This is a genomic window from Novosphingobium endophyticum, assembly GCF_014640675.1.
Lineage (GTDB): Bacteria > Pseudomonadota > Alphaproteobacteria > Sphingomonadales > Sphingomonadaceae > Novosphingobium > Novosphingobium endophyticum.
Genome location: NZ_BMHK01000005.1, coordinates 60,278 through 85,558, shown reverse-complemented (window position 1 = coordinate 85,558; position 25,281 = coordinate 60,278). Strand labels below are relative to the sequence as shown.

The window sequence follows — 25,281 nt, the reverse complement described above, 5'->3', positions numbered from 1 at the left end:
TTTTTGCTGGCCGGCCCTACCCGCGCCCGGCCAGCTTCATTTCGATCGCATGCCAGAGCATCGCGAACTGCCGCGCCGCCGGGCTTCGGGGTGCGATGGCGCCCACGGGCTGCTGGCGCACCGCGCATTGCTCCACCACGCTGGCATAGGGAATCGCCGGCCAGTTCGGATGCTCTTCCTGCACCTGCCGGTGCAGCGCACGCCGCATGTCGAGCATCGAGATCACGGGAAGGATCGGCGGATGGCGCTTCGTGTTCCCCGCGATCTCCCGCAACACGAGATCGAACGCACGCGACGAGAGCGGCGATGGCGGAAGCGGGACGATGACGAGATCCGCCGCGCGCACAACTTGCGCGCTCAGTTCGTTCATCACCGGCGGGCAGTCGAGCAGGATGCGGTCGTAATCGGCGGCGAGCTGCGCCGTCATCCTGGCAAGGCGCTTGCGCTTGCCGATGCGCACCAGCCGGGCGTCCAGCGCACGGATGCTCTCGTCCGCGGGCAGCACATCGACGCCGCTGCAGGAAGTCTTCCGGATCAGTCTGGAAGGGGGGCGCTCGCCCAGCAACACATCTTCGGCAAGCCGCGAGTCCTTCGGCTCAAGCCCGTAGAGGAAGCCCGAACCGCCGGCCGCGTCGAGATCCCAGAGCAACGCGCGGTGCCCGGAAAGGCTGGCCGCGAACCACGCAAGATTGGCGGCCAGGGTGGTCTTCCCCACCCCGCCCTTGACGCTGTAGATAGCAATGGTCGCGCCCGCGGGCGCTGCCGAAGGCTTTGAAATCCTGGCGCCGGAGGTCCCGGCAATGCGAGGCAATGTGCGTTTTTTTCCACTCACCTCGCCGACCGTTGCGGGTCAGATCCCGCCAGTCAACCTTTGACGTTCAACCGTCATAATCGCCGCCAAGGGAGGTATTGCGGGTCGGCGCCGACGCCGTGATCCGCAGGGCCTCCGCCGACTGGCTGAGCGAGCCGACCTCGTCCATCTCGTCGTCGTCTTCGGGCAGCAGGCGCTGCATCGACGTGACAAGCGTCTCCTTGAGTTCGGCCGGCCTGACCGTCTGCTCGGCGATCTCGCGCAGGGCGACGACCGGGTTCTTGTCCCGATCGCGGTCGACGGTGAGCTCGGCGCCGCCGGAGATCTCTCTCGCGCGCTGCGCGGCAAGCAGCACGAGATCGAAACGGTTGGGAATCTTGTCGACGCAATCTTCGACAGTAACGCGCGCCATGGGCACTCCGTGAGAATCTGGAGGGTTCGGAAAGGATGCCAGATAGGTGCCGCCCCCCCGAAAGTCAAGAAATCCCGGCGATGCCGCCGCCGGATGCCCTGAGCCTTCCGAAAGCCCGCGATCAGGCGTTTCCGGTCTCGCTGGACAGCAACGCCGGGTCGATCCCTTCCGCCTGCCAGGTGGCGTCCCAGCGCTCGTCCACCGGCGTGCCGAACAGCACTTCGGGGTGCGGCTCGGCCGCGTACCAGCCATGGTGGCGCATTTCGCCTTCGAGCTGCCCCGCTCCCCACCCGGCATAGCCCAGCGCCATCACCCACTGTCGCGGTCCGCGCCCTTCCGCGATCGCGCGCAGCACGTCCAGCGAGGCGGAAAGCGCGCAGAGCGGCTGGACCGCAATGGTGTCGCTGCCGCCCCAGTCGACCGAATGGAGAATGAACCCCCGCCCTGGTTCGACGGGACCGCCATGGCAGACCTCGCGATCGGGTGCTTTGCCGGGATCGATGCCCAGTTCCCTGAGCACGTCGTGAAAACGCACGTCTTCGCGGGCCTGCCCGACGCCGATCCCCAGCGCACCGTTCTCATCATGCACGCACATGACGTTGACCGACCGCTCGAAACGGGGATCGAACATGCCGGGCATCGCCAGCAGGATCCTGCCTGAAAGATAGTGTTCTTCAGTCACCCTCCAGAGTGTACCCGCTTGTCGCGCCCCGGCAAGCCGCGCATTCGGTCGAGCTCGCCCTGCGCGCGAAAGCCAGCAACGGACCTGTGATCGGCGCCGGTTGCCAACGATCGTTCACGTCTTATAGAGCGCGCATGTTACGTCACAAATGCCGCCACCTGATCGCGACGCTCGCGGTCGGCACCGCCCTCCCCTTCGCGCCGGCAAAAGCACAGGATACCGTGCTTGCGCACTCGATCATCGTCACCGGCGCCGGGCTGGGGGATACCCCGGCGACCCCGGCCTACGACGTCGAGACGATCACCCGCGACCGGGTCGTCACCAGCGCTTCGGGGCGGGTCGAGGATGTGCTTTCCTCGATCGCCGGGTTCCAGCAGTTCCGCCGGTCGGACAGCCGGTCAGCCAATCCTTCCGCGCAGGGCGTGACGCTGCGGGCGCTGGGCGGCAATGCCTCGAGCCGCACGCTCGTCCTGCTCGACGGCGTACCGGTCGCCAATCCGTTCTTCGGCTATATCCCGTTCAATGCCATCGCCCCCGAGCGGCTCGGTTCGATCCGCGTCACGCGCGGCGGCGGCCTGGGCGCATTCGGCGCGGGGGCGGTCTCCGGAACGATCGAGATGACCAGCGCCGGACCGGGGGAGATCGGCCCGATCCACGCGCAGGCGCTGGTCAACGACCGCGCGGAAACCCAGGCCTCGGCAACGCTCGCGCCGCGCCTCGGCTCTGGCTTTCTCGTCGCCAGCGTTCAGTGGGACCGGGGACAGGGCTTCTGGACCACGCCCCGCTCGCAGCGCGTCGACGCCTCGGCGCGCGCCGCCTACGACAGCTGGTCGGCAAGCTTGCGCGGCGTCGCGCCGCTGACCGGGACAGTGGAACTGCAAGCCTCCGCGCTCGCCTATGACGACGCGCGCACGCTGCGCTTCGAGGGCGCCGATTCCACCTCTTCCGGTCAGCAGGCTTCGCTGCGCCTCGTCGGCCGGGGTGACTGGCAGTTCGATGTGCTGGGCTATGTCCAGGCGCAGGACTTCTCCAACGTGGTGGTCAGTTCGACGCGGTTCGTGAAAGTGCTCGACCAGGCCAAGACCCCGACGACGGCGATTGGCGGCAAGTTCGAACTGCGGCCGCCGGTGGGCGACGGCCATGTCCTGCGCCTCGGCGCGGACCTGCGGCTCACCGAGGGGCGGTTGCTCGAAATGCCCTTCAGCGCTTTCACGGGGGCGTTGACCGCAATCCGCCGGGCGGGCGGCAACCAGTCCGACCTCGGCCTTTACATCGAAGACGACTGGACGCTGGGCGATCTCGTGCTGACCGCCGGCGTGAGAGCGGACCGCTGGACCATCCGCGACGGCTTCTACCGCGAAACGACGCCGGCGGGTCTCGTCATGGAGGACAGCGCCTTCGCCGACCGTTCGGGCTGGACCGGCAATGTACGCGGCGGCTTCGTGTGGCAGGCGAGCCAAACGGTTGCCCTGCGCGCCGCCGCCTATACCGGCATGCGCCTGCCCACGCTCAACGAACTGTACCGGCCCTTCGTGGTGTTTCCCGTGGAAACCCGCGCCAACGCCGCACTCAAGCTGGAAAAGCTGCGCGGTTACGAGGTCGGCCTCGATGCCCGTCCGCTCGAAGGGCTGACCCTTTCGCTGACCGCCTTCGACAACAGCCTCAAGGATGCCATCGCCAATGTCACCATCGGCGAGAACCTGCGCCAGCGCCAGAACGTCGATGCCATCCGCGCGCGCGGGCTGGAAGCGGCCGCCGCGCTCGACCTTGGCCGGGTGCAGTTCGACGGTTCCTTGAGCTGGACCGATTCCGAAGTCGAGGCGAGCGGCGCCCAGTCGGCTCTCGACGGGATGCGCCCCGCGCAGGTTCCCAGGCTTGCCGCCAGCGGCACCCTCGCCTGGCTGCCCCGCGCCGGCTGGCGCATCGCGGCGACGCTGCGCCACATCGGCCGCCAGTTCGAGGACGATCAGGAAACGGACAGCCTGCCCGCCGCGACGACTCTCGATGCCTATGTGAAAGTACCGGTCGCGCCGCTGGTTTCGGTCGTGCTGCGCGGGGAGAACCTCACCGACGAGAGGATTGTCACGCGCGATCAGGGCGGCTCGATGGACCTCGGCGTTCCGCGCACGGTCTGGGCAGGGGTGCGCGTCGGTTTTCGCTAGAGTATCCGTGATGATCAAGGCACTGGCCCTTCGCCGCCCGAGCGCATAAGGAGAGCCGATGTCGCGCATGACCGTCAACGGCCGTCCGGTCGAATTCGACATGGACCCCCAGACGCCCCTGCTCTGGGCGCTGCGCGACGCCGCGAACCTGACAGGCACCAAATACGGCTGCGGCGTCGGCGATTGCGGGGCCTGCACGGTCATGGTCGATGGCGCGGCGCTGCGTTCGTGCCTTATCACCATCGCCGAGTGCGAGGGCCGCTTCGTCACCACCATCGAGGGCCTGTCGGACGACCGTTCGCACCCGGTGCAGCAGGCGCTCGTCGCCGAACAGGCGATCCAGTGCGGCTTCTGCACACCGGGAATCGTCATGAACGGCGCGGCTCTGCTCGCCCGCAATGCCGATCCCGGCGAGGCCGAGATCAGACAGGCGATCCCGAACCTGTGCCGCTGCGGCGTCTATCCGCGCCTCGTGCGCGCGATCCAGCTTGCTGGCCGCGCCATGCGCCGCGAGGAAACCCTGAGCGCCGCGCCCGCACCGGGCATCGCCCCCCAGGACGCGGCGAGGGCCGTTCCCGCGCTGGGCCCCGCGCCCGCCACCGACATACCCCAAGGACAATGAGGAGCAGGCCATGAAGGCGACGATCTGGCACAACCCCAAATGCGGCACGTCTCGCAAGACGCTGGCAATCCTGGAAGAGACGCCGGGCATCGAGGTGGAAGTGATCGAATACCTGCGCGATCCGCCCGGCGCTGAAAAGCTTGGCCAGCTCTACAGAGACGCCGGGATCACCCCGCAGGAAGGCTTGCGCATGCGCGGCACGGACGCTGCCGAGCGCGGATTGCCCGAGGCGGATGACGCCTCCGTACTGGCCGCGATGGCCGCCGAACCGATCCTGATCGAACGCCCGCTGGTCGAAACCGCAAAGGGCGTCCGGCTGTGCCGGCCGCAGGACAAGGTTCACGAAATTCTCTAAGCCTTGAGGGGCCGTTTGCTTGCAAAGGCGGGCTGAATCTGCCACCGACTTTGCACTTCATCCCATGACGATAATGCGAGAGCTTCCGCCAGCATGACCAGTACAGAGCTTGCCCGAGAGGCGCTGCCCCAGAAGATCAAGCAGACGATAAAACGTTCGCTGGGACCATGGGGCGTCTTCCTCGAAGGCTTCATGCGCCATCCGGTCATGGTGGGCTCGATCATCCCGTCCTCGCGCTTCACCATCAATCGCATGCTGAAGCCGGTCGACTGGGCAAACTGCAAGCTGTTCGTCGAATATGGCCCCGGCGTGGGCACTTTCTGCCGTCCGGTGCTCGACCGCCTGCCGCGCGACGGGCAGCTGATCGTGATCGACACCAACCCGCTGTTCATCGAGTACTTGCGCAAGACCATCTCCGACAGCCGCTTCATCGCCGTCCACGGCTCGGCGTCGGATGTCGAGGAGATCGTGCGCGCGCATGGGCACGAGAAGGCGGACTATGTACTGTCCGGCCTGCCTTTCTCCACCCTGCCCGATGGCATCGGCCCGGCCATTGCCGCGGCGACCCACCGCGTCATCCGCAAGGGCGGTGCCTTCCTCGTCTACCAGTTCACGCCCAAGGCGCGCTCCTACATGGCCCGCCACTTCCAGCGCATCGACGACGCGCTGGAACCGATCAACGTCCCGCCCTGCTTCCTGTGGTGGGGCTGGAAGGACGAAGACGAAGACTGATCGGGCAGCGCTTCGGGTGGAATGAGCGAGCCCCCCTCCTTCCGAAGAGAAGAGGGGCCGGGATCCCTATACAAACGGCGCGCTGTCGCTCTCCGGGGTGTTGCCGGCAAGCTGGCGATGGCTGGCGGCGATGATGGCGGCGAAGTAGAGCGCCATCAGCGCGCTCAGCGCCGAACCCAGAACGGCTTCCACGGTCAGCGCCGCTTTCGCGGGGGCGAGCAGCGCAAGCGGAATGCCGATCAACACGTTGACGATGATCAACAGAACAATGAAAGCCACGATGAACAGGCCGTAGAAGGCCAGCAGGCGCCCGGTGTTGCCCTTGGTCAGTCTCCACGAGCGGACCAGCGCGGCGATCGGGTTGGAAACCTGCTCTACGGCGATCACCGGCGCCGTCAGCGACAGGCGAACGCCCACGAAAATGGCCAGGACCGCCATCGCAGCGATGCCCGCCACCGCCCCCGCCGTTCCACCGGCCGCGGTGAGCCCGCCCACCAGGACGACGGCCGCCAGAGCGAGTGCGAGGCCGCTCATAAGCTGCGCGAGGAGATAGGGAACCACCCCTTTCAGGCTGCCCTTGATCGCCTCGCCTACCGTAGGGCGCCGCTGCCCGTCGAGCAGCGAGAGCAGCGCCAGCGTGCCGACAGCCTGCAGCAGCACCATCGGAAGCACCATCGGAAGGATCGAACCATAGTAGGCCGCGACCACGTCCATCATCTCCTTCTCGCTCATCCCGGTCGTGGTCTGCGGCTGCGGGTAGAACACGGCGAGGGCGAGTTGCGGCAGCATGAAGAACACGCCCGCCAGCGCCAGAAGCACCTCGCGATTGGCGGAAACCGCGCCCGATGCCTGCTTCCAGGCGATATTGCTGTCGAAATTCATCATGTACTCCGGATGCCATCGCATTGCCGACGGCCTAAAGGCACTTGATAACCGCAGGGAATGCCGCCACGCAACGCGCCATGACGATCCCGCAAACGCTTTCCGGCGATATCGAGCTGCGCGTGAGCCGCGAGTCGGTGCCCTACCGCGTCGCGCTGGAGGAAATGCAGGCGCGCAACGCCGCGATCGCGGCCGGCGAGGCGCGCGAGCTGATCTGGCTGCTGGAACATCCGCCGGTCTATACCGCCGGGACCAGCGCGGCATCGGCCGAACTGCTCGATCCGCGTTTCGAAGTGGTCGAAGCGGGGCGAGGCGGACGCTACACCTATCACGGCCCCGGCCAGCGCGTCGGCTATGTCCTGCTCGACCTGAAGAAGCGCGCCCGCGACGCGCGCGGCTTCGTCCATGCGCTGGAAGGCTGGGTGATCGACACGCTGACCGACTTCGGCGTCGAGGGCTTTCGCAGCGAAGGCCGCATCGGCATCTGGACCCGCGACGTTGACGGGCGCGAGGCCAAGATCGGCGCCATCGGCGTGCGCATCCGCAAGTGGGTGACGATGCACGGGTTCGCCGTGAACATCCGGCCGGACCTGTCGCATTTCACCGGCATCGTCCCTTGCGGCATCGAGGAATTCGGCGTGACCAGTCTGGCGCGCCTGGGCCGCAAGGTCGATTTCGACACATGGGACCGGGCGCTGATCGCAAGGGCCGATGCCTTCCTTGCCGCGCTGGAGCGGTCCTGCCCCCCTCAAGACCGGCAAACGGAGACGAGCGAATGATGCTCCGGCACATCAAAACCTGTACCGCCCTTTCCATCGTCTGCGCCGCGACCCTGGCGCTGGGCGCCTGCAAGGACGACGCGGCGGACCAGCGCAAGGCCGCGGGCGGCGAACTCTTGCCCCGCTCGGTGACGGACGACATGCCGCCTTACGACACGGTCCGCTCGCAGTCGCCGCTGGTCAATCCCGAAGCGGCCGCCAGCTTGAGCCAGGAAACGCAGGATACGCCCGTCGCCGCCAGCACGGATGCAGCCGAAGCCGCCGAGGAAACCGCTAGGGAAGCAACCGCCGCCGAAGCCGCTGAACCGGCCCCCGCGCCGGCCGCACCATAGCGCTGCAGCGTCGGACGCCGCTACAGCGCCTTTTCGTAGATCACGTATTCGCGGTTGACCTTGCTGTCGATGGCATCGGCGATGGCGACCATGCCCTGGTTGTCTTCGAGGACCCAGCCGATCTCCCCGCGCCGGGCATCGAACCTTTCGATCGCGGCGCGGCGGATGTATTCGATCATCATGAAGGCAAGCTGGCTGGCAAGACGCGAGGACTGCAGCTTCTTGCGCACGCCCATCAGCGGCACGCGCATGTCGGCGGACCTCGGCCGCTTCAACCAGAGCGCCAGTTTGAGCCAGCCGAGCAGCGAGGGCCTGCCGTTTCTGCCATTGATGCGCATTTGCGCCCGGTTGAAATCGGGCAGCGTCATCATGAAGGCCACCGCCTCGCCTTCGTATTCGGCGATGCGGATCAGGCAGGGGTGGACGAGCGGCTTCAATGCCTCGCCGATGTGATCGACTTCCTTCTGCGTGAAAGGCACGAAGCCCCAGTTGTCCGACCAGGCATCGTTGAGGATGTCGCAGATGATCGCCGCGTCCTCGTCGAAGCGTTTCAGGTCCACCTCGCGGATGCGAATCTTCGCGTTCTTCTCGCCCGAGGTGACAATGCGCTGGATCAGCGGCGGGAACGGCTTCCTCACGTCGAGATCGTAGGTATGGAGCGTCTTGGCGCGGGCATAGCCGGCGCTCTCGATCCACCCCTGATAGGCGGGGTTGTGATGCGCCATCATCACCATCGGCGGGTGATCGAAGCCGCGCACCTGCAGGCCCGGTTCCTCCCAGACCGAAAGGTTCATCGGCGCCAGCACGCGGACCATGCCCTGCTTGCGCAGCCAGTTCTCGGCCGTCTCGATCAGCGCCCTGGCGACGTCTTCGTCCTCGGCCTCGATCGCCCCCCAGTTGCCGGTGCCGGGCCCCATGCCCTGCTCCAGCGGCAGCGTCAGCGCCAGTTCATCGATGTGCGCCGATATGCGTCCCACGATCCGGCCGTCGCGCTTTGCCAGGAAGAGCTGGTAGCGCGCATGGTCGAAGAACGGGTTCTTTCCGGGCGTGAACTTCGCGATTTCCTCCTTGCGCAGATTCGCGACCCAATTTTGATCCGGCGCATTGAGGCGATAGGCGAAGTCGACGAAGGCGGTGCGGTCGGCCTTGCTGGAGACGGGTGTAATGACTAGTTCGGCGTTCGCCACGATCCTGCCTTTGTTATGCGCCAAGAGGATTTTCGAGACGCGACCTGCGTGCGCTTCCGGCATGTTGTCAAGCCGGGCATGACGGGCCATCGCGGCAAATACAGTTCGAGACGCGGAAAAACAGCCCGGGTCCGGCAAACTGGAATGCACTTTGGATTGACTGCATGATTGCCCAGGAAGTGATTGACGCGCGCTCCGCTCCGGCCTCGGCGCCTGCCCAAGCCGGTATGCCGAAGAAATCGGAGATTCCGGACGACAAGGACATGCTGCGCGCGGCGGTGGAACTGACGCGCGACATTTCCGTGGCGCAGCCCCGGATCTACTGGCCCGACATGCTTGCCTCGGCCGCGGTGGGCTATGCCGCGCTGGCGGGCGCAATCCTGCTCGACAATCCGTGGGCCGCCGCGCTCAGCGGGGTCGTCGCCGCGGTGGCGCTCTACCGGGCGCTGCTGTTCATTCACGAACTGACGCACATCCACAAGGACGCCCTGCCCGGTTTCCGCTTCGGCTGGAACCTGCTCGTCGGCATTCCGCTGCTCACGCCCTCGCTCATGTACGAAGGCGTGCATACGCTCCATCACGCCCGCACCCGCTATGGCACGGCCGAGGACCCGGAATACCTGCCGCTGGCGCTGATGAAGCCCTGGTCGCTGCCGGTCTTTGCGCTCACCGCGATCCTGCTGCCGTTCGCGCTGCTGGTCCGGTCGGCGCTGCTGGTGCCGCTGGGCGTGGTGTTGCCGCCGCTGCGGCACCTCGTGTGGGCGCGCTTCTCGGCGCTGGCGATCAATCCCGGGTTCCGCCGCCGCCCGCCCGAAGGCGACTTCGCGCGCATGGTCTTCTGGCAGGAACTGGGAACCTCCGTCTGGGCCATCACCCTTCTCGCCAGCACTTTCCTGTTGGGCTGGCGTCCTCTGCTGGTCGCGCTGAGCGTGGTGTCGCTCACCGCATTCCTCAACCAGGTGCGCACGCTCGTCGCCCATCTCTGGGAGAACGACGGCGAGGCGATGACGGTGACGGCGCAGTACCTCGATTCGGTCAATGTGCCGCCACCTGCCCTGCTCACGCCGCTCTGGGCTCCAGTAGGCCTGCGCTATCACGCGCTGCACCACCTGCTGCCGAGCATGCCCTATCACTCGCTGGGCGAAGCCCACCGGCGGCTGTCGAAGCATCTCGGCGTCGATACGACTTACGCGAAGGCCAGCTATGCCGGGCTGGCGCCGCTGATGTCGCGGCTGGTCGGCAGCACCATGCGCCCGCGCTGAGGCGATCCGCCGCGCTATTCTTCGGTTCGGATCAGCACCGTCTCGCCGATCAGGGCGAAGAGGAAGAAAGGCGCCCATGCCGCGACTAGCGGGGGGTATCCGCCGAAATTGCCCATTGCCAGCGCCGCGTTGTCGACGACGAAATAGGCAAAGCCCAGCGCCATGCCGATCACCGCGCGAATCAGCAGCTGGCCCGAACGCGCGAGGCCGAAAGCCGCCACCGCGCCGAGCAGCGGCATCAGCGTCGAGGACAGCGGGCCGGAGATCTTGTGCCACCAGGCCGCCTCCAGCTCGCTGGTCCTGCGCCCGGCATCGCGCAAGGCACCGATCGAATGCGCCAGTTCAACAATGTTCTGCGAATCCGCATCGACTCTCGCCATCGTGACCTCTTCCGGCGTGATCCCTTGCGCGACCGTGGCCGAGGCGAGCCGCGTGGTCTTCGTGCCGGAAACGTCGAAGCGCACCGGCTGCTCAAGCTTCCAGCCGGGATTGACGTAAGTTGCGCGAGCGGCGCGAAGCTGCTCCACGATCATGCCCTGCTCGCTGCGCCGGTAGAAGGTCACGCCGTTCAGGACCATGGCATTGCCGCTGCCCTCCAGCGTTTGTGCCAGCATCAGGTCCTTGCCGTCGGAGAGGTATATATTGCTGCGCACGCCCGAGTCCTTGGGGATCGGGCCGTAATCGACCGATTCCCAGGCCTCCAGCGCCGCCGAGGCGCGGGTGACAACACGTTCGTTGAAAGCGAAGCTCAGCAGCGCGACGACCACGGCGGTCAGCATCAGCGGCGCCAGGATCTGGTGCGCCGAAAGCCCCGCCGCCTTCATCGAGATGACCTCGCTGTTCTGGTTGAGCGTGGCCAGCGTGATGATCGTCGCCAGGAGCACCGAATAGGGCAGGAACCGGGCGATGAGCTGCGGAATGCGCAAGGTCACGTAATAGAACAGCTGCGCCTCGCCGTTGCCAGGGTGGGCCAGGATGTCGCCGCTCTCGCCCAGCAGGTCGAGCACCTGCAGCACCAGCACCAGCATCAGCAGCACCGCGACGATGCGGGTGATGAACAGCCGTGCGAGGTAGAACGTCAGCGCGCGCGAAGGAAAGAATTCAAGCTGCATATCAGGATTGCTCGACCGGTGCCGGCAGGATCGGGCCGCGACGGCGACGGCGCAGCAGCGACTTCAGACGTTTCGTCACGCTTTCCGCCGCCTTTTCCAGCCAGCCGATTGCCTGCCCGCCCGGCACATAGGCGACGCGGTAATACATCCACACGATCAGCACCGCGAGCAGGCAGAACGGCCCCCACAGCCCCAGGATCGGGTTGATCTTGCCCAGCGCGGCGACATCCGCGGCATACTGGTTCACCTTGTGGTAGGCCACGACCAGCACGATCGACACGAACAGGCCGAGCGAGGACGTGGAGCGCTTGGGCGGGATCGCCAGCGCGACCGCCAACAGCGGCAGCAGCAGCATCATGATTACCTCGACCATCCGGTAATTGAAGTTCGCCTGGCTGGAGACGCGCTGTTCCCTGGTAAGCTGATCGTTCCAGCCCAGCTTCAACAGCTCGGGCAGCAGGTATTCGCGGTCTTCCCCGCCGCGCTGGCGGAACTTCTCAATCTGGGGGAGGTCGATGGGCAGGTCGTGGTTGGTGAAACTGAGCACGCGCGGCGTGCTGCCCGGCATGTCCTGAATGATCTGGCCCTGCTTGAGCCGGAGGATGACCGTATCGGGCGCGCCCTGCAGCGCGAGAAACTGCCCCTCCTGCGCGGAAATCGACAGGACCTGCCCCTTGGCGTTCGCGACGCGCGCGAAGATGCCGATGAGGCGGCGGCCATCATCACGGCTCTCGTCGATGCGCAGCGCGATACGGTCCTTGAGCGCGGTGAACTCGCCGACCTTGATCGAGGCTCCCAGCGCGCCCGACTTCAGCTCGTAGTTGAGTTCCTCATAGTAATAGCGCGACAGCGGCTGCAGATAGCCGACGATGGCGAAGTTCAGCCCGACGAAAAGGATCGTGAGGATATAGGGAACGCGCAGCAGCCGCGTGTAGCTGAGGCCCACGGCGCGCATCACGTCGAGTTCGCTGGAAGTCGCCAGCTTGCGGAAAGCGAGCAGGATGCCCAGCATCAGGCCCAGCGGAATGGCAAGGCTGGCATATTCGGGCAGGAGGTTCGCCAGCATCTTGAACACGACGCCGACCGGCCCGCCCTGCGTCGCCACGAAATCGAACAGCCGCAGCATCTTGTCGAGCACGAGCAGCGACGCCGCGAGCAGGAAGATACCCAGCATCGGCATCAGCACGAGGCGGAAGATGTAGCGATCGATGGCGCTGAAGAATTTCACGTTGCCGCCGTCAAAGTACCGTCCTTTCCCTGGGCCTTAACGGCTGGTCCGCAAGGGCGAAAGGGATTTGTCGGCTTCCGCCCCATTCGAGCGACACGATGAACGAGCGAAGCCCGGCGCCCGGCGCGCGGCGTTGAACGGCGTCAAGCGCCGCTCGTCTCAGTCTCCGGGGCGAAACAGGCCCCTTTTCGGACGATCTGCCCGCTCAAGCCTTCTCGAGCGTGCATTGCAGCGGGTGCTGGTTCTGCCGGGCAAAGTCCATCACCTGGTTCACCTTCGTCTCGGCGATTTCGTAAGGGAAGACGCCGCAGACCCCCACGCCCCTCTGGTGGACATGGAGCATCACGCGGGTCGCCTGTTCCAGATCCATGCTGAAGAAGCGCTTGAGTACCATCACCACGAATTCCATCGGGGTGTAGTCGTCATTGAGCATCAGGACCTTGAACTGGCTTGGTTTTTTCGGCTTTGCCCGCGTCTTGGTGGCAATTCCGACCTGTTCGTCCCCGTCCGCATTGCGATCCGCGTCATGGTCATTCCCGGCGCCAAGCGGCCAGGGTCGGTTCGGATCGGAATCGGCAAGGAAAGAATGCATGGCAGCCAGAATATCGTAACGGGACACCCGTCTACAAGATGCCCCGTTCAGAATGTCGGATTTTGCGCTCTACCGATCAGGCGGCCACCGGCCACCCGATCGGTTTGATGACGGGCCGGCCTCAGTTCGAGGTCTGGCGGACCTTTTCCATGGCCAGGCTGACGCGGCCGGAGATCGGCGCCATCGCATCGCTCACCAGCTTGAGCATGGCTTCGCTGTTCTTCGCGCTGGAGGCCACGGCGCTGTCAATGTTCTTGCGCATCATGTCGCCCTGGACCTTGATGAAGTCCGACGGCGATTTGGCGGCGGCGAGTTCCTTGATGTCACCCGACATGGCTTCGAAGTTCGAGCGCCCCTCGGCAACGATTTCGGAACCGATGCCCTGGATGCCTTCGGCCAGGATCTTGCCCGATTCCATCACGGCTTCGAGGTTGCCCTTGGTGAAATCAGACACCTCGCCGAGCACCGAAGAGCTCTTTTCGAAAGCAGCCTTTGCCTTGGCCTGGGCCTCGGTCATGGCGTCCTGGATACCTGCAAAGTTGGCGTTCATGTTCATCGTCTTTTCCTCGGGAAAGAAGTTCCTGAATAGTCCTGCGAATATCGACTGCTTGTTACCGGCGGTCTTTTTTGCCGCCTTCAGAGCGGGCACCGCCGGCTTGGCCGGGGCTGTCCGGGCTGCGGCGGTCTTGGTCGGGGCGGTCTTGGTCGGAGCGGTCTTGGCGGAGACCGCCGATGCGGCAGGCTTGCGCTTCGCCCTCACCGCGGGCGTCGCCTTCGACTTCGGCGCCGGCTTGGCCTTCACCGTCGGTTTACGCCTGACCGGCGCTTTCACCTTCGGCGCTGCCTTTGCGGGCTTGGCGCTGGGGGCGGGCTCGACGCTCGTGGTCGTTTTCACTTCAGGCGCGGCCTCCGCCTTGACGGGCTGGGCCTGCGAGACCGGAGCGGACTCGGCCTTGACGGGCTGCGGCTGCGAAGGCGAAACGGGTTCGGCCTTGGCTTCCTTCGCCGCGGGCGTCGCCGGCTTGGGACTGGTCGCGGCGACGGGCGCCTTGGCATTCACGGGAGTCGCGGATACCGCCGCTTCGTAAGCCTTTTCGGCGCGCGCCGTTCCCGTGTTGTTTTCGTTGTCAGCCATTGAAATTCGTCCTGAATCCTGCGCTGGGCGATCGAGACCATGCTTCATCCCGACTCGCCGCCAGCGATTTGAAATTCACTTTGTTGCGGTGCACAAATAAAGTGCTGAAAGCGCGAGGTCAACAAATTTGTGCAGTGCAGCAAAAATGGCGCATCGCAGCACTCGCGGCGAAATCGGTGTTCCGCCGCGAGTCAGGCAAGCCTTCACTTCAGTGCTGTACTATTGGCGACAGCGCCATTTGTAGCCAATCACGCGGACGAGCGATAGCCTGGAATTTTCCATGAGAGATGCTCGCAGACGCGGCATGAACTCTCCCGAATCGGCCGAAGGCAGGCGAGGAAGCGCAAGGCGGGCGACGGTTCCGCCCCGATGAAAGGGCCGCGTTCCCGCACCGATTGTCAGCGCGTCATGACATATCGGCCGGGCGCGTCCTCTATCGTCCGGTCCCCGCGCCCGCCCGGACGGCGCTTGCCGCGCGCGGAAACCTCCCGTCCGTCGAGCGACCGCAACCAATCGCTCCAGTGCGGCCACCAGCTTCCCGGATGTTCGCGCGCACCGGCGACGAAGGCTTCGAGGCTGTCCGGCGAACCCTCGTTGGTCCAGTACTGGTACTTGCCCGAGGTTGGTGGATTGACGACGCCAGCGATGTGGCCCGATCCGGCCAGGAGGAAGGTTTTCGGCCCCGTGACATAGTGCATGAGTTTCCAGACGCTGGCGGGAGGCGCGATGTGATCCTCACGCCCGGCCTGGATGTACACCGGCGTGGCAATGCGGCGCAGGTCGATCGGCACGCCGCGGGCCTGGAGCGAATCGGCAACGACCAGCCGGTTGTCGCGATACAGGTCGCGCAGGTAGTCGCGGTGCCACTGCGCCGGAAGGTTGGTGACGTCGCCATTCCAGTGCAGCAGATCGAATGCCGGGTAGTCCTCGCCCTTGAGGTAGTTCTTCTCGACGTAGCTCCAGATCAGGTCGTTGCCGCGCAGGATATTGAAGGTGGCGGCAAGATAGCGTCCGTCAATGTACCCTTCGGGCGAAAGATGGCCGATCGTCTCGATCTGCTGGTCATCGACGAAGTTCTTGAGATCGCCGGCCTCCTCGAAATCCACTTGCGCGGTGAAGAAGGTGGCGCTGGCGACTTTCTCCGCCGCTCCGGTGCGGGCCAGCACCGCCAGCGTGGCGGCCAGCGTCGTGCCCGCGACGCAATAGCCGATGGTGTGGACCGAAGGCACCTTGAGCCGTTCCCGCACGAAGTCGATCGCCTCGATCTGCGCGCCGATGTAGTCGTCCCAGGTGATATCGGCCATCGAGGCGTCCGCCGATTTCCATGAGATCATGAAAACGGTGATCCCCTGCTCGACCGCCCAGCGCACGAAGCTCTTCTTCGCGTTGAGGTCGAGGATATAGAAGCGGTTGATCCATGGCGGGAAAATCACCAGCGGGGTGGCGAGCACCTTGTCGGTGGTGGGGTTATACTGGAGGATCTGGCAGAGTTCGGTTTCGTGAACGACCTTGCCCGGCGTCACGGCAATGTTCTCGCCGAGTCTGAACGCCGAGGCGCTGGTATGGGTCAGCTGGCCCCTGCGCATGTCGCTGAGCAGGTTTTCGAAGCCGCGCACCAGGCTCTCTCCCCGGGTCTCGTTCGCTTTCTCGAGCGCGACGGGATTGGTCAGGGGAAAATTCGCCGGGCTGAGCGCATCGACAAGCGTGCGGACCGCGAAAACCAGTTGCGCCTTTCTGGCCGGCTCGATCCCATCGACACCCTCGGCAAGCCCCACCGCCCGCTCCGACAGGAGCAGGTAGAGCTGGTGCAGCACCGCGAAGAAGGGCTGGCGGCGCCAGTGCGGATCGGCGAAGCGGCGATCCTTGCGGGGCAGTTCGCGATCCTCCCGCTCGTCCTTTGCGGCGCGCGGCCCAAGGCCATATTCGCCGAGAACCGACGTCATAACGTCCATGACCTCGTTCCATAGCGTCTGCTGCACTTCGGGATCGGTAAGCGGCAGCTGGCGCACCACCGCTTCGGCGGTCGCGATCCATTTCAGCGGATCGGAGTAGTGTGGCCGCTGGCCCGGAGCCCTGTTCAACTGCTCCATCTGGTAGTCGCTCCAGATCGAGTGCAGCCGTCCGGCAATTTCCGCCCAGTGCACCGCCTCTTGAGCGTTCGGCCCTCCGCCGGCCGGAGCCAGCTGGCCGAACAGGCCCGCCGCTTCGCGTGCCTGATCGCGCAGGAACTGGGTGAAGATTTCTGCGGCGTCGGTCGCCATGGACTGAATTCTCCGATCGGTTCGAATGAACCTTAGCCGCCGGACGCATGCTGTCGAGCCCTGCAAAGTGAAAGATCCCTTCGAGCACGGCACGATCGCCCATTTGCGCGCGGCGCGTAATCCCTTACAGGAAGCCTCGCGGCAATCCCGCCGCATTCATGGAATTACCGAGGTCATGGAAGACGAGTTCTACCGCATCAAGCGCCTGCCGCCCTACGTCATCGCCGAAGTCAACGCGATGCGGCACGCAGCACGCCAGGCGGGACGGGACATCATAGACCTCGGCATGGGCAACCCCGACCTGCCGCCGCCCCAGCATGTGATCGACAAGCTGTGCGAAGTCGCGCGGAAGCCCGACGCCCATGGCTATTCCGCCTCCTCGGGCATACCCGGCATCCGGAAGGCCCAGGCCAATTACTACGGCCGCCGCTTCAACGTCGATCTCGATCCCGAGACCGAAGTGGTGATGACGATGGGATCGAAGGAAGGCCTCGCCAGCCTTGCTACCGCGATCACCGCGCCGGGCGACGTCGTGCTGGCGCCCAACCCCAGTTATCCCATCCACACGTTCGGCTTCATCATCGCCGGCGCCACTATCCGCTCGGTGCCCACCACGCCGGACGAGAACTACTGGCGCTCGCTTGAGCGGGCGATGGCCTTCACGGTTCCGCGCCCGTCGGTCCTGATCGTCAACTACCCGTCGAATCCGACGGCCGAGACGGTCGATCTCGCCTTCTACGAACGCCTCGTCGCCTGGGCGAAGGAGAACAAGGTCTGGATCCTCTCCGATCTGGCCTATTCCGAACTCTACTACGATGGCCAGCCGACCCGTTCGATCCTGGAGGTGCCCGGCGCGAAGGACATCGCGGTCGAATTCACCTCGATGTCGAAGACATTTTCCATGGCAGGCTGGCGCGTGGGCTTCGCGGTCGGCAACCGCAAGCTGATCGCCGCGCTCAAACGCGTGAAGTCCTATCTCGATTACGGCGCCTTCACGCCGATCCAGGCAGCCGCCTGCGCCGCGCTGAACGGGCCGCAGGACATCGTCGAGAAGAACCGTCAGCTCTACCAGAAGCGCCGCGACGTCATGATCGAGGCATTCGGCCGCGCCGGATGGGACATCCCGGTCCCCAAGGCCTCGATGTTCGCCTGGGCTCCGCTTCCTCCCGCGCTCAAGGACATGGGCAGCCTCGAGTTCTCGAAACAGCTCCTGACCGAGGCGGAAGTCGCCGTTGCCCCCGGCGTCGGCTACGGGGAGGACGGCGAAGGCTTCGTGCGCATCGCCATGGTCGAGAACGAGCAACGCCTGCGTCAGGCCGCGCGCAACATCAAGCGCTTCCTGGGCTCGATGGGAGTGAACACACCGGCGGCATGAAGTTCGTGAAATCGCCGATATGGGGTATTTTCCCATATATTCCGGGCCTGAAGTGACAAATCTGTAAGTTTTTCAGAGTTGTGACGGGGCCGCCCTGCCGGCCAGATTATCCCTCATCCAGATTAGCCTGGAGGGCGATGGGGGTATCATGTCGTGCTTGGATAAGAGCGCGTTTGACGACGCGCGAAAAGAGGTTGTTTCACGATTCTGCTGGCTGGCGCCGGGTGCGATTCCGGCACAGCTGGATCTGCGGATGCGCGGCTGGAAACTGTGCGACTGCAACGTACCGGGTATCGATTGCATAGGCATTTTCCACGTTGCCGATTTCGACGACAAGGGATGGACGCATGCCCTCTCGTCGTTCGGCCACGACACGCGCCGCTACGTCCTGGTCACCGGCATCGAGTTCGCACACCAGCGCGCGGCCCTGCTGGGGACCGGCTTCGGGGATGCGGTGCCGCAGGAAAGCGGTATGGACGAAGTCGCTGCGCGGGCGGGGCGGATCGCCGAATCTTCACAATGGCTGCCGCGAACCCGCGAATTCGGTGCGCTGAAGCTCGATCTTCTGGCGCGCGAGGCTTTCGGCTTCGACAAACCACTCAATCTCAACCCGCGCGAGTTCGCCTTGCTGTGGAGGCTGTCGGACAACGCCGGCTATGTGGTCGACAAGCAATCGCTGATCCAGGACGTGTGGCGCATGGGCTTCGTGCCGGAAACCAACAGCATCGCGGTGCACATGTCGCGGCTGCGGCGCAAGCTCTCCTTCGCCGGCCTTGCGGGCATGATCGAGACGTCTTCACGCGGCGGCTATCGCCTGCGGTCCCTTGCCGGCCGGCAGGACAAGCCTTCCGGCACGCCGCAACACCGCGCGATTGCCCCGAGCTGCCCGGAACCGGCCGATCACCGCCAGTCGGCCGATCACCGACAGTCGGCTGATGTTTCCGGCGTTTGAAGAGCGCGTCGTCGGCAGGGCCGGTTCACCGACGTTTTCTTATGTCCGACAGGTCCTGCTGCGTATTGATGTTCGGAATGGCCGCCGCGGTATCCACCCTGCGCGCACCGAGAAGTTCCACAAGGCGCAGCATGGAATGGCGATCATTGCTGTGCAGCAACTTCTCGACGACTTCGACCGCCGAGACCGGCCACAGTCCGATCACAGGCTGGCGGGTCAGACATGCCGGCGCCGGTGACAGGACCTGAACGAGGTCGTCAGGCAGGAAGGCCGCGTCCACGCCGCAAGTCAGGACCGCCTCGTAACCTTCGTCTCGTGCGTGGTGCAGCGCAGCGGCGATTCCGCCCAGAGGCCCCATCCCAGGCTTGGGCCAGTCCGGCACGGTCGGGGCTGGCGCCGTCTCGCGCCCGACTACGATAACGTGCTCGCACAGCCCGGCCAGAGCATCGACGGCCAGCGCCAGCAACGTGTGCCCGTCCAGTTCCGCCAGCGCCTTGTCACTACCGAAGCGGCTGGACTGCCCGCCTGCGAGAACGGCTCCGAGAATCATGGCAAAGGCTCCGTGCAGTGTCCGGCCGGGATTGGCGGCAATGCTTTCAGAATGGAGCCTAGCGCAACGCGGTCTTCAGCCAAGTCTCAAGTTGCAGCGCACGGCCCCGAAAACACCGCGAAGGAACACTGCATGTCACCGTCGGGGAGAGCAGGCACGCAAGCCTGCAAATTGGATTGCGCGCGGCCGAGAGGGTTGCTAGGGGCGCACCTTCACAGGAACACCACCTGGACGGCCCGATGGCGGAGTGGTGACGCAGCGGACTGCAAATCCGTATACGCCGGTTCGATTCCGGCTCGGGCCTCCAAAATCCTGTTTGGCGAGATTCGCCAGCGGTTGAAAATTTCCCCTGATTTCCGTTAATTCAAGGGCAATAGTTGGCCGTCAGTGACCGCCTCTATTTGCCTGCAACTGCGGATGATGGGGCCTAAATCGGGGGGCCCGTAGAGCCCCGATTGGCGCTGAACGACACCGCAATCCGAAACGCCAAACCAAAAGAAAAGCCCTACACGTCCGCAGACTCGCAGGGCCCTGCATCTTCTGGTCAATCATCGAAGGGCGGCAGACTCTGGCGCATCATGTATGCGCTGAAACTCACATCTCTCTGGATCATCCCGGAAAATGAGATGATGCACCTTCCCCATTCAACGCTGGATACGCGCGGCGATGCGGATCGAGAGCGCCGGCGACGCCGGCGCCACATCGCGCGCCGGCGCGACGGGTCAGATGCAGCTCATCCCACCTGGGCGACGATGCGGGCGCGCTACCGGCTTGGAAGCAACCCCTGTACGCCGCATGACAACATCCTGGCGGGCGCGGCCTTGACATAAGGCGGGCCATCGCAAAAGCCGGCGTCCTGACCATAGGCGCAGAGAGGAAGCCATGCCGAAACTCGATCTCGAAGCGATCCCGCAATCCAACCGGACAGGCTATCCCGACCCTTTCGACCAGGCCGTCGCGGGCCGCTGGTGGCGGCGCCTGGCGCGTGCCGGCGGCCTGACGGAGATGGGCGCGAGCCACGTGGTGCTGAAGCCCGGTGCCTGGTCGAGCCAGCGCCACTGGCACGACGACGAGGACGAGCTGCTGATCATGCTTTCCGGCGAGGCCGTGCTGGTGGAGGATGAGGGGCGCACGATCCTCCGGCCCGGAGACGTCTGCGCCTGGCCCAAGGGCGCGACCAACGGCCATCACCTGATCAACGAAAACCGCGAGGACTGCAGCTTCATCGCCATCAGCGCGGGCGACCGCAACGGAACCGGCGCCTATTCGGACATCGACATGAAGTTCGACGGAAAGGGCTATTATCACAAGGACGGCACACCGTACCCAACGAAGCGGATGCGTTGAGCCGAGACGGCGCGCAGCCCGTCTTCAGGCGACCGGCATCTCGAACTGCTCGATCACCCACTCCTCGGCCTCGGCCGCCGCGACCCACTGCTGCATCCACTCGTGCTCCCAGACCGCCTGCATATAGGCCTGCGCGAAGCCGGGAACGCCGACGCCGTAAGTCAGGAAGCGGCTGACAACCGGCGCGTAGATAACGTCCGCCGCGCTGAAAGTGCCGAACAGGAACGGCCCGCCCTTGCCGAAGCGCGCCCGCGCCTCTGCCCACAGGGTGAGGATGCGCACGATGTCCGCGCGCACGTCCTCGTCCACCTCCAGCCCCTCGACGCGCGCGCGCACGTTCATCGGGCAGGAGCGGCGCAGCGGCAGGTAATTCGCATGCATCTCCGCCACCATCGAGCGCGCCATGGCCCGCGCGTCGTCGGCCTTGGGCCAGAAACGATCGCGCCCGACCTTGTCGGCAAGGTATTCGATGATCGCCAGGCTGTCCCACACCACGGCATCGCCATCCCACAGGATCGGCACCTTGCCATGCGAGGGCGCCAGTTCACCACGCTCGCGCTTCTTCTCTTCCCAGTCCTCACCATAGATGGGGACGGTGATCTCCTCGAAATGCTGGCCCGACTGCTTGCAGGCGAGCCAGCCGCGCAGCGACCAGCTGGAATAGTTCTTGTTACCGATAATGAGCTTCATGGGGGCGGCGTTTCCCTTGGCTTGCAGGGGAAAGGCCTAAAGGCTCGCGCCGGGCATGTCGAGCACGCGGCGGAAAGTCTATTCGCAGTCTCCGAATTCCCGGATGAGAGCGGCAAGGTCCGGCTCGTCGACCGCGTCGGCGGCCTCGGCCGGGGAGAACCAGCGCCGCTCGCGCTCGTGCTGCTCGTCCCAGGTTCGCAGTTCCTCGGTCACCGCCAGGGGAAAGACATCGACCACGGCCCAGACCGAAGCCCCCGAACCGCGACGCTTGAGATAGCGGTAGGAGCCGAGCGCCGTGGGACGGATCTCACCGACCACTCCGGCTTCCTCCTTCGCCTCGACGGCGGCGGCCTCATGCGGCGCAAGACCCTTCATCGGGTTTCCCTTGGGTACGATCCAGCGGCGCGTCTCGCGCGAGGTAATCAGCAGGATCATCGGGGACGCTTCGCCCGCGCCGCCAGCAGTGCGGTAAGGAAGAACGGCAATCTGGCGCATCGACAAGCCCTTGTCCCTCCCCCTTTTTCAGCGCGTTGGCGGGGCCTTTAGGCGAGTTCTCAATGTCACACAACCGTCACATTTTAAAATGCCCGCGGCTCTCGCAGTGTACAACGCGCGAACCGGCGTGGGGTGCCGCGCCAGGCTGCCCGGACGGCCTCAGATCTCCGAATCCGCGAGCACCGCGGCGCGCAGTTCCGCAATGCCCATGCCTTTTTCGGAACTGGTTACATGAACTTCGGGGAAGGCGGCGGGATGCTTGCGCGCTTCGGCAAGCGTTTCGGCGATGACCTTGTCCAGTTCGCTGGCCTTGATCTTGTCCGCCTTGGTAAGGACGAGGCGATAGCCGACCGCCGCCTCGTCGAGCATCTTCATCATCTCGGCATCGACCTGCTTCACGCCGTGGCGGCTGTCCACCAGCAACAGCGTGCGCTTCAGTACCACGCGGCCGCGCAGGAAATCGCGCACGAGGCGCCGCCATGTCTCGACCACCTTGGGCGGCGCCTTGGCAAAGCCGTATCCGGGCATGTCGACGAGGCGGAACTGCAGCGGATCGCCTACCTCGAAGAAGTTCAGCTCCTGCGTGCGCCCCGGCGTCACCGAGGTACGCGCGATCGCCTTGCGGCCGGTGAGCGCGTTGAGCAGCGACGACTTGCCGACGTTGGAGCGGCCGCAGAAAGCAATCTCCGGCACTTCCGGCTCGGGCAGGAACTTGAGCGCGGGCGCGCTCTTCAGGAACGTCACCGGCCCCGAAAAGAGCTTGCGCGCGCGCTCGCCGAGGTCGTCTTCGGGTTCGCCGGTCACTTGCCCGCCTGCGCCTCGGCGGCCTTCTTGTCCGCCGCTTCCTTCTCGGCCTGCGCCTTGAGCTGCGGGTGGCGGCTGTAGAGGTATTTCTGCTGGGCGATGGTCAGCACGTTCGAGGTGATCCAGTAAACCAGCAGGCCCGAGGCGAAGGGCGCCATGATGAACATCATGAACCACGGCATGAGCATGAAGATCTGCTGCTGCGTCGGATCCATCTGCGCCGGGTTCAGCTTGAACTGCAGCCACATCGTAAGGCCGAGCAGCAGCGCGAGAATGCCGATGGCAAGGAAGCCCGGCGGGTCGAAGGGGATCAGACCGAAGAGATTGAGGATATGCAGCGGGTCAGGCGCGGAAAGGTCCCTGATCCACAGCACGAAAGGCTGGTGGCGCATCTCGATCGCCAGGATCAGCACCTTGTAGAGCGCGAAGAACACGGGGATCTGAAGGAACATGGGGAGGCAGCCCGACAGCGGGTTCACCTTTTCCTCCTTGTAGAGCTTCATGATCTCCTGCTGCTGCTTCTGCTTGTCGTCCTTGTAGCGCTCCTGGATCGCCTTCATCTTGGGCTGCACCGCGCGCATCGCGGCCATCGAGGCGAACTGGCGATGGGCGATGGGGAACATGATGCCGCGCACGATCAACGTGAGCAGGATGATGGCGACGCCGAAGTTACCGACGAGCTCGAAGAGCTTCACCAGAAGCCAGAAGATCGGCTTTTCGAACCAGCGGAACCAGCCCCAGTCGATGGCGAGGCCGAAATTGGTGATGCCCTGTGCCTCATAGGCATCGAGCACCGCATGTTCCTTGGCCCCCGCGAAGAGCTTGGTCGTGCGCGTCAGGCTCTGGCCGGGCTGGACCACGCTCTGGTCATAGATCAGGTCGGCGCGAAACAGGTCGTTGCCGAGCGAACGGAACGTGCCGTCGGCCTTGGCGCCGACGGGCGCGAGCGTGGACATCCAGTAGACGTCAGTGAAGCCGATCCAGTCGGTCTTGCCCGGCTCGTCGACCGTGCCCTGCTCGGCGACGTCCTCGTAGTTGGAACTGAAATTGACCGAGCCGTCAAAGGCACCGATCGGGCCAGAGTGGACGTTCCAGGTATCGAGGCTGGCGGTCCGGTCGGTGCGGTTGACGAAACCGAAAGGCTGGAGGACGGCCGGCGCCGGGCCTGCGTTCGTCACCGTCTGCTCGACGGTAATCATGTAGTTGTCGTCGATCCTGTAAGTGATCGCGAAGCGCTGGCCGGTGCCATTGTCCCAGGTCAGGGTCACGGGAGTGGAGGGCGTCAGCCTGGCCCCGGCAGGCGCGCTCCAGACGACGGGATTGTCGACGCTGGGCGCTTCCACACCCTGACCGACCCAGCCGAAGCGCGCGAACTGCTGCGCGGGGGTGCCGGCGGGCGAATAGATGCGCACCGGCCCCGAATCCTTCTCTACCGTCTCGCGGTGACGGTTGAGGACAAGATCGTCGATGACCGCGCCCTTGGGATTGATCGACCCGGAAAGCCCCGGCGCGGCAATCGGCACGCGGTTGCCGCTTGCCAGCGCCGTCTTCAGGTCCTGCCTTTCGAGCACCACGTCGGCAGCATCGCGCAGGCCGCCTTCGCGAGTCGGCTTGGTCGGGCCTACCGCCTGCTCCGCGCCGCCGGCCTCGACAGCCTGCGTCGGCGTCTTGCTCTGCGGATAGAAATAGCCGACTCCGGCGTCCCATCCGAAGAGGACAAGCGCGGTCAGCAGAACCGCGAGGATGATGTTGCGCTGATTATCCACGAAGGCGTTTCCTGTCGTATTCTCGTCAGCGGCGACGCGGTGCGCCGCCCCATTTCAATTCAATCCGGTACGGGGTCATAGCCGTGCCCACCCCACGGTTGGCAGCGCAATAGACGCTTGAACGCCAGCCAGCCACCCTTAATCGCACCGTGTTTGCCGACAGCTTCGATCGCGTATTGCGAGCACGAAGGGCTGTAACGGCAGGTCGGCGGCATGATCCGCGACGGGCCGATTTGCCAGGCGCGCGCGATCCCGATCAGCAACAGACCGGGAAGCGAGGCGATCCGGGCCAGAACCTTGTTCATCACGCGCCTTTCGATCCCTTCGATCCCGAACCGCCCCTGCGGCCCCGTGCGTTCCGGGGCGGATCGCCCTTGCCCTCCCGCGCCCGGCCGAGCGCGGCGGCGAGTTCCTGGCGCAGCAGCGCATAGTCGCGCTCTATCCCGCCGTCCCGGCCGATCAGGACATGGTCCGTGTCGGCAAGCCCCTGGCCCGGCAGAACTTCGCGCAAAAGCGCCCGGAAGCGCCGCTTAATGCGGTTGCGCACGACCGCGTTGCCGATCTTCTTGGTGACGGTGATCCCCACGCGCATCCCCTGCCCGCCGTTCGGGCTGGCCAGAAGCACGAAGCCCGGCCGCGCCACCCGCAACCCGCGATTGGCGGCGAGAAAGTCCGCCCGGCGGGTCATTGTGATGTAAGGCACCGTCATGGGTAAGCAGACCTGCTGAACGGTTGCGGCGTCATCCCCAGCATGAA

The 25,281-nt window shown here is 65.2% G+C and carries 27 protein-coding genes, 1 tRNA gene and 1 pseudogene; 12 read left to right on the top strand and 17 right to left on the bottom strand.

From position 1 onward, the window contains the following. Positions 1-16: 16 nt before the first annotated feature. The 3 genes from IEX32_RS05285 to IEX32_RS05275 form a co-directional block, all read right to left on the bottom strand. Positions 17-778 carry a ParA family protein gene (locus IEX32_RS05285; protein WP_268236717.1) on the bottom strand — a complete coding sequence of 254 codons (762 nt, stop codon included), beginning with the start codon at positions 776-778 and terminating at the stop codon, positions 17-19. Positions 779-878: 100 nt separating this feature from the next. Further along, positions 879-1,223: a DNA-directed RNA polymerase subunit omega gene (rpoZ, locus tag IEX32_RS05280; protein WP_188769213.1), complete on the bottom strand. Its 345-nt coding sequence runs from the start codon at positions 1,221-1,223 to the stop codon at positions 879-881. A 121-nt stretch (positions 1,224-1,344) separates the two neighbouring features. Beyond that, on the bottom strand, positions 1,345-1,905 hold the full coding sequence (locus IEX32_RS05275) for a YqgE/AlgH family protein (RefSeq protein WP_188769212.1): 561 nt from the start codon (positions 1,903-1,905) through the stop codon (positions 1,345-1,347). A 134-nt stretch (positions 1,906-2,039) separates the two neighbouring features. On the opposite strand from IEX32_RS05275, the gene IEX32_RS05270 reads away from it, so the two are divergent. From IEX32_RS05270 to IEX32_RS05255, 4 genes are all read left to right on the top strand, one after another. Further along, positions 2,040-4,067 (top strand): TonB-dependent receptor, encoded by a 2,028-nt coding sequence (locus IEX32_RS05270; protein WP_188769211.1) that lies wholly within the window; start codon positions 2,040-2,042, stop codon positions 4,065-4,067. A 58-nt stretch (positions 4,068-4,125) separates the two neighbouring features. Further along, positions 4,126-4,689 carry a (2Fe-2S)-binding protein gene (locus IEX32_RS05265; protein WP_188769210.1) on the top strand — a complete coding sequence of 188 codons (564 nt, stop codon included), beginning with the start codon at positions 4,126-4,128 and terminating at the stop codon, positions 4,687-4,689. Between the two features lie 10 nt (positions 4,690-4,699). After that, a complete protein-coding gene (locus tag IEX32_RS05260) occupies positions 4,700-5,044 on the top strand; it encodes an arsenate reductase family protein (protein WP_188769209.1) in 345 nt (114 codons plus the stop codon). 93 nt (positions 5,045-5,137) lie between these two features. After that, positions 5,138-5,776, top strand: coding sequence for a class I SAM-dependent methyltransferase (locus IEX32_RS05255; protein WP_188769207.1), 639 nt, complete (start codon positions 5,138-5,140; stop codon positions 5,774-5,776). 66 nt (positions 5,777-5,842) lie between these two features. Here IEX32_RS05255 and IEX32_RS05250 read toward each other — a convergent pair whose 3' ends face one another. Continuing rightward, positions 5,843-6,658, bottom strand: coding sequence for a DUF7847 domain-containing protein (locus IEX32_RS05250; RefSeq protein ID WP_188769206.1), 816 nt, complete (start codon positions 6,656-6,658; stop codon positions 5,843-5,845). Between the two features lie 80 nt (positions 6,659-6,738). Between IEX32_RS05250 and lipB the strand changes: the two genes are divergently transcribed. Both lipB and IEX32_RS05240 read left to right on the top strand, forming a co-directional pair. Then, the gene (gene lipB / locus IEX32_RS05245) at positions 6,739-7,437 is read left to right on the top strand and encodes a lipoyl(octanoyl) transferase LipB (RefSeq protein ID WP_188769204.1); all 699 of its coding nucleotides are present in this window, start codon (positions 6,739-6,741) and stop codon (positions 7,435-7,437) included. Then, on the top strand, positions 7,434-7,769 hold the full coding sequence (locus tag IEX32_RS05240) for a hypothetical protein (protein ID WP_188769202.1): 336 nt from the start codon (positions 7,434-7,436) through the stop codon (positions 7,767-7,769). The genes lipB and IEX32_RS05240 overlap by 4 nt, the downstream gene beginning before the upstream one ends. 20 nt (positions 7,770-7,789) lie before the next feature. Here IEX32_RS05240 and IEX32_RS05235 read toward each other — a convergent pair whose 3' ends face one another. Beyond that, positions 7,790-8,956 carry a GNAT family N-acetyltransferase gene (locus IEX32_RS05235; RefSeq protein ID WP_188769444.1) on the bottom strand — a complete coding sequence of 389 codons (1,167 nt, stop codon included), beginning with the start codon at positions 8,954-8,956 and terminating at the stop codon, positions 7,790-7,792. Between the two features lie 164 nt (positions 8,957-9,120). On the opposite strand from IEX32_RS05235, the gene IEX32_RS05230 reads away from it, so the two are divergent. Continuing rightward, positions 9,121-10,218 carry a fatty acid desaturase family protein gene (locus tag IEX32_RS05230; protein WP_188769200.1) on the top strand — a complete coding sequence of 366 codons (1,098 nt, stop codon included), beginning with the start codon at positions 9,121-9,123 and terminating at the stop codon, positions 10,216-10,218. Positions 10,219-10,232: 14 nt separating this feature from the next. On the opposite strand, the gene lptG is transcribed toward IEX32_RS05230, so the two are convergent. From lptG to IEX32_RS05205, 5 genes are all read right to left on the bottom strand, one after another. After that, on the bottom strand, positions 10,233-11,330 hold the full coding sequence (lptG, locus tag IEX32_RS05225) for an LPS export ABC transporter permease LptG (RefSeq protein ID WP_188769198.1): 1,098 nt from the start codon (positions 11,328-11,330) through the stop codon (positions 10,233-10,235). A gap of 1 nt (position 11,331) precedes the next feature. Beyond that, positions 11,332-12,558: an LPS export ABC transporter permease LptF gene (gene lptF, locus IEX32_RS05220; protein WP_188769196.1), complete on the bottom strand. Its 1,227-nt coding sequence runs from the start codon at positions 12,556-12,558 to the stop codon at positions 11,332-11,334. A gap of 205 nt (positions 12,559-12,763) precedes the next feature. Beyond that, positions 12,764-13,150, bottom strand: coding sequence for an ATP-dependent Clp protease adapter ClpS (gene clpS, locus IEX32_RS05215; RefSeq protein WP_188769195.1), 387 nt, complete (start codon positions 13,148-13,150; stop codon positions 12,764-12,766). A 121-nt stretch (positions 13,151-13,271) separates the two neighbouring features. Continuing rightward, on the bottom strand, positions 13,272-14,285 hold the full coding sequence (locus IEX32_RS05210) for a phasin family protein (protein ID WP_188769194.1): 1,014 nt from the start codon (positions 14,283-14,285) through the stop codon (positions 13,272-13,274). A 398-nt stretch (positions 14,286-14,683) separates the two neighbouring features. After that, the gene (locus tag IEX32_RS05205) at positions 14,684-16,546 is read right to left on the bottom strand and encodes a PHA/PHB synthase family protein (RefSeq protein WP_188769191.1); all 1,863 of its coding nucleotides are present in this window, start codon (positions 16,544-16,546) and stop codon (positions 14,684-14,686) included. A gap of 175 nt (positions 16,547-16,721) precedes the next feature. Here IEX32_RS05205 and IEX32_RS05200 point away from each other — a divergent pair, with 175 nt between their 5' ends. After that, positions 16,722-17,921: an LL-diaminopimelate aminotransferase gene (locus tag IEX32_RS05200; RefSeq protein WP_188769442.1), complete on the top strand. Its 1,200-nt coding sequence runs from the start codon at positions 16,722-16,724 to the stop codon at positions 17,919-17,921. A 253-nt stretch (positions 17,922-18,174) separates the two neighbouring features. Then, the gene (locus tag IEX32_RS05195) at positions 18,175-18,873 is read left to right on the top strand and encodes a winged helix-turn-helix domain-containing protein (protein ID WP_229736103.1); all 699 of its coding nucleotides are present in this window, start codon (positions 18,175-18,177) and stop codon (positions 18,871-18,873) included. Positions 18,874-18,898: 25 nt separating this feature from the next. Here IEX32_RS05195 and IEX32_RS05190 read toward each other — a convergent pair whose 3' ends face one another. Next, positions 18,899-19,423, bottom strand: coding sequence for a molybdenum cofactor guanylyltransferase (locus IEX32_RS05190; RefSeq protein ID WP_188769186.1), 525 nt, complete (start codon positions 19,421-19,423; stop codon positions 18,899-18,901). 233 nt (positions 19,424-19,656) lie between these two features. Between IEX32_RS05190 and IEX32_RS05185 the strand changes: the two genes are divergently transcribed. From IEX32_RS05185 to IEX32_RS05175, 3 genes are all read left to right on the top strand, one after another. Then, positions 19,657-19,730: transfer RNA gene (locus tag IEX32_RS05185), tRNA-Cys, on the top strand. A gap of 148 nt (positions 19,731-19,878) precedes the next feature. Further along, positions 19,879-20,253: a hypothetical protein gene (locus IEX32_RS21170; RefSeq protein WP_188769185.1), complete on the top strand. Its 375-nt coding sequence runs from the start codon at positions 19,879-19,881 to the stop codon at positions 20,251-20,253. 52 nt (positions 20,254-20,305) lie between these two features. After that, a complete protein-coding gene (locus tag IEX32_RS05175; protein ID WP_188769182.1) occupies positions 20,306-20,770 on the top strand; it encodes a cupin domain-containing protein in 465 nt (154 codons plus the stop codon). 24 nt (positions 20,771-20,794) lie between these two features. Here IEX32_RS05175 and IEX32_RS05170 read toward each other — a convergent pair whose 3' ends face one another. The 6 genes and pseudogenes from IEX32_RS05170 to rnpA form a co-directional block, all read right to left on the bottom strand. Then, positions 20,795-21,460: a glutathione S-transferase family protein gene (locus IEX32_RS05170; RefSeq protein WP_188769179.1), complete on the bottom strand. Its 666-nt coding sequence runs from the start codon at positions 21,458-21,460 to the stop codon at positions 20,795-20,797. Positions 21,461-21,550: 90 nt separating this feature from the next. After that, positions 21,551-21,955: pseudogene (locus tag IEX32_RS05165) on the bottom strand (NUDIX hydrolase); the annotation flags it as partial. 159 nt (positions 21,956-22,114) lie between these two features. Then, entirely contained in the window at positions 22,115-22,759 is a 645-nt protein-coding gene (gene yihA / locus IEX32_RS05160) for a ribosome biogenesis GTP-binding protein YihA/YsxC (RefSeq protein WP_188769175.1), read from the bottom strand. After that, positions 22,756-24,525, bottom strand: a complete 1,770-nt coding sequence (yidC, locus tag IEX32_RS05155) for a membrane protein insertase YidC (RefSeq protein ID WP_188769172.1) — start codon at positions 24,523-24,525, stop codon at positions 22,756-22,758. Before yidC ends, yihA begins: the two co-directional genes overlap by 4 nt. 59 nt (positions 24,526-24,584) lie before the next feature. Beyond that, positions 24,585-24,830: a membrane protein insertion efficiency factor YidD gene (gene yidD / locus IEX32_RS05150; RefSeq protein WP_188769170.1), complete on the bottom strand. Its 246-nt coding sequence runs from the start codon at positions 24,828-24,830 to the stop codon at positions 24,585-24,587. After that, the gene (gene rnpA / locus IEX32_RS05145; protein ID WP_188769168.1) at positions 24,830-25,234 is read right to left on the bottom strand and encodes a ribonuclease P protein component; all 405 of its coding nucleotides are present in this window, start codon (positions 25,232-25,234) and stop codon (positions 24,830-24,832) included. The genes yidD and rnpA overlap by 1 nt, the downstream gene beginning before the upstream one ends. Positions 25,235-25,281 lie beyond the last annotated feature (47 nt).

Coding starts and splice junctions, on each gene's coding strand:
- yidD (WP_188769170.1), bottom strand. CDS start 24,830: ATGAACAAGGTTCTGGCCCGGATCGCCTCGCTTCCCGGTCTGTTGCTG.
- lipB (WP_188769204.1), top strand. CDS start 6,739: ATGACGATCCCGCAAACGCTTTCCGGCGATATCGAGCTGCGCGTGAGC.
- IEX32_RS05255 (WP_188769207.1), top strand. CDS start 5,138: ATGACCAGTACAGAGCTTGCCCGAGAGGCGCTGCCCCAGAAGATCAAG.
- IEX32_RS05175 (WP_188769182.1), top strand. CDS start 20,306: ATGCCGAAACTCGATCTCGAAGCGATCCCGCAATCCAACCGGACAGGC.
- IEX32_RS05240 (WP_188769202.1), top strand. CDS start 7,434: ATGATGCTCCGGCACATCAAAACCTGTACCGCCCTTTCCATCGTCTGC.
- rpoZ (WP_188769213.1), bottom strand. CDS start 1,223: ATGGCGCGCGTTACTGTCGAAGATTGCGTCGACAAGATTCCCAACCGT.
- IEX32_RS05200 (WP_188769442.1), top strand. CDS start 16,722: ATGGAAGACGAGTTCTACCGCATCAAGCGCCTGCCGCCCTACGTCATC.
- IEX32_RS05205 (WP_188769191.1), bottom strand. CDS start 16,546: ATGGCGACCGACGCCGCAGAAATCTTCACCCAGTTCCTGCGCGATCAG.
- IEX32_RS05210 (WP_188769194.1), bottom strand. CDS start 14,285: ATGGCTGACAACGAAAACAACACGGGAACGGCGCGCGCCGAAAAGGCT.
- IEX32_RS05170 (WP_188769179.1), bottom strand. CDS start 21,460: ATGAAGCTCATTATCGGTAACAAGAACTATTCCAGCTGGTCGCTGCGC.
- IEX32_RS05270 (WP_188769211.1), top strand. CDS start 2,040: ATGTTACGTCACAAATGCCGCCACCTGATCGCGACGCTCGCGGTCGGC.
- IEX32_RS05260 (WP_188769209.1), top strand. CDS start 4,700: ATGAAGGCGACGATCTGGCACAACCCCAAATGCGGCACGTCTCGCAAG.
- IEX32_RS05265 (WP_188769210.1), top strand. CDS start 4,126: ATGTCGCGCATGACCGTCAACGGCCGTCCGGTCGAATTCGACATGGAC.
- IEX32_RS05195 (WP_229736103.1), top strand. CDS start 18,175: ATGCGCGGCTGGAAACTGTGCGACTGCAACGTACCGGGTATCGATTGC.
- clpS (WP_188769195.1), bottom strand. CDS start 13,150: ATGCATTCTTTCCTTGCCGATTCCGATCCGAACCGACCCTGGCCGCTT.
- IEX32_RS05230 (WP_188769200.1), top strand. CDS start 9,121: ATGATTGCCCAGGAAGTGATTGACGCGCGCTCCGCTCCGGCCTCGGCG.
- lptG (WP_188769198.1), bottom strand. CDS start 11,330: ATGCAGCTTGAATTCTTTCCTTCGCGCGCGCTGACGTTCTACCTCGCA.
- IEX32_RS05250 (WP_188769206.1), bottom strand. CDS start 6,658: ATGAATTTCGACAGCAATATCGCCTGGAAGCAGGCATCGGGCGCGGTT.
- rnpA (WP_188769168.1), bottom strand. CDS start 25,234: ATGACGGTGCCTTACATCACAATGACCCGCCGGGCGGACTTTCTCGCC.
- IEX32_RS05190 (WP_188769186.1), bottom strand. CDS start 19,423: ATGATTCTCGGAGCCGTTCTCGCAGGCGGGCAGTCCAGCCGCTTCGGT.